The organism is Micromonospora maritima, from assembly GCF_902825405.1.
Classification (GTDB): Bacteria; Actinomycetota; Actinomycetes; order Mycobacteriales; family Micromonosporaceae; genus Micromonospora; species Micromonospora maritima.
Genome location: NZ_CADEAU010000307.1, coordinates 1 through 6,623 on the forward strand (window position 1 = coordinate 1; position 6,623 = coordinate 6,623).

Annotated in this window: 7 protein-coding genes; 2 read left to right on the plus strand and 5 right to left on the minus strand. The window is 73.3% G+C overall.

Going from position 1 to position 6,623, the window contains the following annotated elements:
* From HUW36_RS22635 to deoC, 4 genes are all read right to left on the minus strand, one after another.
* On the minus strand, positions 1-478 hold a 478-nt coding region (locus tag HUW36_RS22635), incomplete at its 3' end, for a BlaI/MecI/CopY family transcriptional regulator (protein ID WP_246248283.1).
* Between the two features lie 211 nt (positions 479-689).
* Positions 690-1,514 carry an aldehyde dehydrogenase family protein gene (locus HUW36_RS22640; protein ID WP_174530017.1) on the minus strand — a complete coding sequence of 275 codons (825 nt, stop codon included), beginning with the start codon at positions 1,512-1,514 and terminating at the stop codon, positions 690-692.
* Complete coding sequence (locus HUW36_RS22645; RefSeq protein ID WP_174530018.1) at positions 1,507-2,937, minus strand: aldehyde dehydrogenase family protein; 1,431 nt, start codon at positions 2,935-2,937, stop codon at positions 1,507-1,509. Before HUW36_RS22645 ends, HUW36_RS22640 begins: the two co-directional genes overlap by 8 nt.
* A gap of 5 nt (positions 2,938-2,942) precedes the next feature.
* Positions 2,943-3,902, minus strand: coding sequence for a deoxyribose-phosphate aldolase (deoC, locus tag HUW36_RS22650; protein ID WP_174530019.1), 960 nt, complete (start codon positions 3,900-3,902; stop codon positions 2,943-2,945).
* A 136-nt stretch (positions 3,903-4,038) separates the two neighbouring features.
* On the opposite strand from deoC, the gene upp reads away from it, so the two are divergent.
* Entirely contained in the window at positions 4,039-4,671 is a 633-nt protein-coding gene (gene upp / locus HUW36_RS22655) for a uracil phosphoribosyltransferase (protein WP_174530020.1), read from the plus strand.
* A 120-nt stretch (positions 4,672-4,791) separates the two neighbouring features.
* Positions 4,792-5,466, plus strand: coding sequence for a GOLPH3/VPS74 family protein (locus HUW36_RS22660; RefSeq protein ID WP_174530021.1), 675 nt, complete (start codon positions 4,792-4,794; stop codon positions 5,464-5,466).
* An 88-nt stretch (positions 5,467-5,554) separates the two neighbouring features.
* Here the strand turns inward: HUW36_RS22660 and HUW36_RS22665 are convergent.
* Positions 5,555-6,623, minus strand: a 1,069-nt coding sequence (locus HUW36_RS22665) for a phosphohexomutase domain-containing protein (protein ID WP_484502600.1), incomplete at its 5' end; no start/stop codon positions are given.

Genomic DNA, 6,623 nt, shown 5'->3' on the forward strand with positions numbered 1-6,623 from the left:
CGACGCGGTCGGTCAGCCCGGCCTCGCCGGGTCGGGCCGGATCGGTGCGCCCGGCTCCGGCGGCACGGTTCGGGTCGGTGCGCCCGGTCTCGCCGGCTCGGGCCGGGTCGGTGAGACCCGCCTCGGCGGCGAGGGCGGCGCGGAGTACGTCCGCCTCCGTCCCGGTGACCGACCGGGCGAAGCGCACCAGCGCGGCGTCCCTGCTGCCACCGAGGTCGAGCGCGTCGAGCATGAGCTGGGCGATGTGCGCCTCCCGGGTGGCGGCCGGACGGTAGCGCCAGGCCCGCCCCTCCCGCTCGCGCTGCACCATGCCCTTGCCGGCGAGCCGGTCGAGCACGGTCATCACCGTGGTGTAGGCCAGTTCCCGCCCGTCCAGGGCGTCGGCGACCTCGCGCACGGTCACGCCGTCCGACGCGGCGGACGCCGAATCCCACAGCACGTCCATCACCGCACGCTCAAGGTCCCCCAGCCGAGTCACCCATCAATCCTACCCCCCGTAGTAGACCCGTCCGTCCGTTGGTCGGGTGGCCGCCGCCACTCCGGGGAACCAGCGTGGATCTCGGAGCGCTCCGCCAGTTCGGGGAAGTGGCGCCGACTCGCCCGATCGGATGCCCCCACCCCGGGGAACTGGTGTCGATCTTGGTGGCATCGGGGGTGGGGCGATGCCACCACGGCGGAGGTGGTGCGGGTCAGACGCCCTTCGGGTGCCAGACGGTCTTGGTCTCCAGGAGCGTGGTCATCCGGGTCAGGCCCGGGTCGGCGTACCAGTCGTGGTCCGCCGGGGCCGGCCGCAGCACCCGCTTGAGGTTCTCCGCGGCCTTGACCTCCAGCTCCGCCGCCAGCTCGGCGTCGGCCACACCGGTCAGGTCGACGGCGTTGACGTCCATGTGCGCGGCCAGCGTCGGCACCGTCTCGGCGAGCCGGCCGGTCAGCACGTTGACCACGCCGCCGGGCAGGTCGGAGGTGGCCAGCACCTCGGCCAGGGTCACCGCCGCCAGCGGGGCCGCCGGGGAGGCGGCCACCACCACGGTGTTGCCGGTGACGATCGCCGGGGCGATCACGCTGACCAGGCCGAGCAGCGCCGGGGCCTCGGGGGCCACCGCGGCCACCACGCCCGTCGGCTCCGGCGCGGACAGGTTGAAGTACGGGCCGGCGACCGGGTTCGCGCCGCCGTAGACCTGGGGGAGCTTGTCCGACCAGCCGGCGTACCAGACCCAGCGGTCGATCGCGGCGTCCACCTCGTCGGCCGGCGCACCGAGCGCGACGAACTGGTCGCGCCGGCCCTCCAGCATCTCGGCCACCCGGTAGAGGATCTGACCCCGGTTGTACGCGGTCGCCCCGGCCCAGCCCTTCACCGCGGCGCGGGCGGCCACGACCGCGTCCCGCGCGTCCTTGCGGGAGGCCAGCGACACGTTGGAGTCCTGCACGAGATACGACCGTCCCGACTCGCTGCGCGGGAACTTCCCGCCGATGAAGAGCTTGTACGTCTTGCGTACCGCGACCCGCTCAGACATTGAGGTACCCCTCCAGCCCGTGCCGGCCGCCCTCGCGACCGTAACCCGACTCCTTGTAGCCGCCGAACGGCGAGGTCGGGTCGAACTTGTTGAACGTGTTGGCCCAGACCACGCCGGCGCGCAGCCGGTCGGCGGTCCACAGGATCCGGGAGCCCTTGTCGGTCCAGATGCCCGCCGACAGCCCGTACGGCGTGTTGTTGGCCTTCTCGACGGCCTCCGCCGGGGTGCGGAACGTGAGCACGGACAGCACCGGGCCGAAGATCTCCTCGCGGGCGATCCGGTGCGCCTGGGTGACCCCGGTGAAGATGGTCGGCGCGAACCAGAAGCCGCGCTCGGGCAGCTCGCACGGCGGCGACCAGCGCTCCGCCCCCTCGGCGGCGCCGACCTCGGACAGCTCGCGGATCTTCGCCAGCTGGGCGGCCGAGTTGATCGCGCCGATGTCGGTGTTCTTGTCCAGCGGGTCGCCGACCCGCAGCTGGGCCATCCGGCGCTTGAGCGACTCCAGCACCCGGTCGGCGACCGACTCCTGGACCAGCAGCCGGGAGCCGGCGCAGCAGACGTGCCCCTGGTTGAAGAAGATGCCGTTGACGATGCCCTCGACCGCCTGGTCGATCGGGGCGTCGTCGAAGACGATGTTGGCGGCCTTGCCGCCCAGCTCCAGGGTGAGCTTCTTGCGGGTGCCGGCGACCGCGCGGGCGATGGCCTTGCCCACCTCGGTGGAGCCGGTGAACGCGACCTTGTCCACGCCCGGGTGCTCGACCAGCGCGCGGCCGGTGTCGCCGGCGCCGGTGACGATGTTGACCACGCCGGCCGGCAGGTCGGCCTGCTGGCAGATCTCGGCGAACAGCAGCGCGGTCAGCGGGGTGGTCTCGGCCGGCTTGAGCACCACCGTGTTGCCGGCGGCCAGCGCCGGGGCGATCTTCCAGGCCAGCATGAGCAGCGGGAAGTTCCACGGGATGACCTGCGCGGCCACGCCGAGCGGCTTCGGGTCGGGGCCGAAGCCCGCGTACGGGAGCTTGTCCGCCCAGCCGGCGTAGTAGAAGAAGTGCGCGGCGACCAGCGGCAGGTCGACGTCGCGGGACTCCTTGATCGGCTTGCCGTTGTCCAGCGACTCCAGCACGGCCAGCTCGCGGGAGCGCTCCTGGATGATCCGGGCGATCCGGAACAGGTACTTGGCCCGGTCCCGGCCCGGCATCGGGCCCCACACCTTCTCGTACGCCGTCCGCGCGGCGCGGACCGCGCGGTCCACGTCCTCGTTGCCGGCCTCGGCGATCTCGGCCAGGACCTCCTCGGAGGCCGGGTTGACCGACTTGAAGCTGCCGCCGTCGGTGGGGTCGACGAACGCGCCGTCGACGAAGAGCCCGTACGAGGGCTTGATGTCCACCACCGAGCGCGACTCGGGGGCGGGTGCGTATTCGAACATCGCGTTCAGTCCAGGGTGAAGTAGTCGGGGCCGGCGTAGACGCCGGTCGTCAGCTTGGTGCGCTGCATGAGCAGGTCGTTGAGCAGGCTGGACGCGCCGAACCGGAACCAGTCCGGGTCGAGCCAGTCCGGGCCGACGGTCTCGTTGACCATGACCAGGTACTTGATCGCGTCCTTGGTGGTCTTGATGCCGCCGGCCGGCTTGACGCCTACCTGCCGCCCGGTGGCGGCGCGGAAGTCGCGGACCGCCTCCAGCATCACCAGCGTCACCGGCAGCGTGGCCGCGACCGGGACCTTGCCGGTGGAGGTCTTGATGAAGTCGCCGCCGGCCAGCATGGCGAGCCAGGACGCGCGCCGCACGTTGTCGTACGTGGCCAGCTCGCCGGTCTCCAGGATGACCTTGAGGTGCGCGTCCCCGCACGCCTCCTTGGTGGCCACGATCTCGTCGTAGACCTCCTTGAACCGCCCGGCCAGGAACGCGCCCCGGTTGATCACCATGTCGATCTCGTCCGCACCGGCCGCAACGGCGGCCCGGGTGTCGGCCAGCTTGATCTCCAGCGGCGCCTGACCGGACGGGAACGCGGTCGCCACGCTGGCCAGGTGCACGCCGGACCCGGCCAGCACCTCGGCCACGTGCGGCACCATCGCCGGGTAGACGCAGACCGCGCCGACGTGCGGGCAGCTCGGGTCGGACGGGTCGGGGCGCAGCGCCTTGGCGGCCAGCGCCCGCACCTTGCCCGGGGTGTCCGCGCCCTCCAGCGTGGTCAGGTCGACCATCCGGATCGCCAGGTCGATCGCCTCGGCCTTGGCCGTGGTCTTGATGGAGCGGGTGCCGAGCTGTGCCGCCCGCTGCTCCGCGCCGACCTGGTCCACGCCCGGCAGGCCGTGCAGGAAGGTCCGCAGAGCGGTCTCGGATCGTCCCAGCTCGGAGAGGTCCGACCGGGCCGACGTCGCTGTCGCCGTCATGCCCCGAATAGTACGCACCCGCGAGTCGAGTGATCTTGCTCACGGCGGACCGGTGGTGAGCGCCGCACGTGAGCGGCGTCGCTGGTCGGGCCGCACCCGCCGTGCGCCGGGCCGGGGACCGGTAGGTTGAGCGATCGTGGACGTACACGTCATTGACCATCCGCTCGCCCAGTCGCGGCTGACCGCCATGCGGGACGCCCGGACCGACTCCGCGTCGTTCCGGGCCGCGCTGCGCGAACTCACCACCATGCTGGTGTACGAGGCCGCGCGCTCCTTCCCGGTCGAGAAGTACTCGATCCAGACCCCGGTCACCGACACCGAGGGCACCCGGCTGGCGAACCCGCCGCTGCTGGTGCCGGTGCTGCGGGCCGGTCTCGGCATGGCCGACGCCGCGCTCGACCTGCTGCCCGAGTCGTCGATGGGTTTCGTGGGCCTGGCCCGCGACGAGGAGACGTACGAGCCGCGGGCGTACATGGAGTCGCTGCCCCGGGACCTGAGCGGCCTGCCGGTGCTGGTGCTGGACCCGATGCTCGCCACCGGCGGCTCGCTGGAGCACTGCTGCCGGCTGCTGGCCGACCGGGGCTGCACCGACATCACCGTGCTCTGCGTGCTGGCCGCGCCGGTCGGCATCGAGCGGCTGGAGCAGTCCGGCCTGCCGCTGCGCCTGGTCACCGCGTCGATCGACGAGGGCCTGAACGACCGGATGTTCATCGTGCCGGGCCTCGGCGACGCCGGTGACCGCCAGTTCGGCGGCATGCCCCGCTTCTGATCCATGCACAGACGCGCGTAGAGGGGCCCATTCCGTCTCGGAGGGCCCCTCTCCGCACGAATCGGGCGGCACCGGCGAGTCGATGCGCGCGGGTGCGGGGAGGCGCTAGCGTTCCGGGCCATGACTGGTGTTGCGCTCGCCGAGGAGCTGCTGCTCCTCGCGTATGACGACGAATCCGGCAAGGCGACCATGCCGCGGATCAGCCTGGACCTGGGCATGGCCGCCGCGGTGCTGGTCGAGCTGGCCCTGGCCGGGCGGGTCGCGTACGTGGACGGGAACCTGGCGGTGGTCGACCCCGCGCCGACCGGCGAGCCGATCGCGGACGCGGTGCTGGCCAAGATCGCCGCGGACACCCCGCACACGCCCTCGTCCTGGGTGCAGCGGCTGCGGCACGGGCTGCGCGACCGGATCCTCGGCGACCTCTGCGGCCGGGGCGTGGTCCGCGACGTGGACGAGACCGAGCTGGGCTTCATCCACGTGCACCGCTACCCGGTGGCTGACGCCTCGGTCGAGGCGGACATCCGGCGCCGGCTGGCCGACGCGCTGACCAGCGGGCAGCTCCCGGACGAGCGGACCGCCGCGCTGGCCACGCTCGTCGCGGTGCTGCGGATGGAGCCGGCGCTCGGGCTGACCGGCGCCGCCGCCGACGACGCCGGCAAGCGCCTGGAGGAGATCGCGGCCGGCGCCGGCTTCTCCGGCACGGTGAGCCTGGACGACAGCGTGGTACGCCCGTCGGTGAGCCTGGTCATCGCCGCCCTCGGCCAGGCCGTCGACGCCGCCCTCGGCAAGCGGTAAGGAAGGGCCCCCTTTTAACGCCTCAGGTAGAGGAAGGGCCCCTTGTTAACGCCTGGCGTTAACAAGGGGCCCTTCCTTGCATCCGTGGTCAGAGGCCGAGCGCGGCGGCGATCTCGTTGCGCAGCTCGGTGACGGCGGCCCGGGCGCGGCGCCGGGCCGCGGCCACGTCGCCGTCGGCGACCGGCTCCACCACCTCCAGGTACGCCTTGAGCTTCGGCTCGGTGCCGGAGGGCCGGATCACCACCCGGGCGGCGTCGGTGCGCAGGATCACCACGTCCGCCTCGGGGAGCAGGTCGGTCGTCTCGGTGACCGGGTGCCCGAGCAGCGCGGTCGGGGTGGCCGCCCGCACCCGCGCCATCGAGTCCGCGATCACCCGCAGGTCCTCCACCCGCACCGAGAGCTGGTCGGTGTGGTGCACGCCGAACTCGGCGGCCAGCTCGTCCAGCCGGTCGGTGAGCGTGCGGCCCTGGGCCTTGAGCCCGGCGGCCAGCTCGGCGACGGTCAGCGCGGCGGTGATGCCGTCCTTGTCCCGGACGTGCCCCGGCGCGACGCAGTAGCCCAGCGCCTCCTCGTAGCCGTACGCCAGCGGCTCCCGGCCGCCACCGGCCCGGACGATCCACTTGAACCCGGTGAGCGTCTCGTCGTAGGGCAGCCCCCGCGCCCCGGCCATGGCCCGCAGCAGCGTCGACGAGACGATGGTGGTGGCGTAGAGCCCGGTCACCCCGCGCCGCATCAGGTGGTCGGCGAGCAGCGCGCCCACCTCGTCGCCGCGCAGCATCCGCCAGGAGCCGGCGTCGCGTACGGCCACCGCGCAGCGGTCCGCGTCCGGGTCGTTGGCGATCGCGATGTCCGCGCCGGTGCGGTCGGCGAGCGCGACCAGCAGGTCCACCGCGCCCGGCTCCTCCGGGTTCGGGAAGCTCACGGTCGGGAACGCCGGGTCCGGTTCGGCCTGCTCCGGCACCACGCCCGGCACCCCGAAGCCGGCCCGGGCGAACGCGGCGGTCAGCACCGCGCCGCCCACCCCGTGCAGCGGGGTGTACGCGACCTTCAGGTCCCGGGGCCCGGCCGGGTCCACCACGGCGGCGGCCCGATCCACGTACGCGGCGACCAGGTCGTCGCCGAGCACCTGGCCGGCCGGGCCGAGCGGCACCCGCGCG

Bases quoted from the DNA above. Each gene is read 5' to 3' on its own strand.
- deoC (WP_174530019.1), bottom strand. From the start codon at position 3,902: ATGACGGCGACAGCGACGTCGGCCCGGTCGGACCTCTCCGAGCTGGGA.
- HUW36_RS22640 (WP_174530017.1), bottom strand. From the start codon at position 1,514: ATGTCTGAGCGGGTCGCGGTACGCAAGACGTACAAGCTCTTCATCGGC.
- HUW36_RS22645 (WP_174530018.1), bottom strand. From the start codon at position 2,937: ATGTTCGAATACGCACCCGCCCCCGAGTCGCGCTCGGTGGTGGACATC.
- HUW36_RS22660 (WP_174530021.1), top strand. From the start codon at position 4,792: ATGACTGGTGTTGCGCTCGCCGAGGAGCTGCTGCTCCTCGCGTATGAC.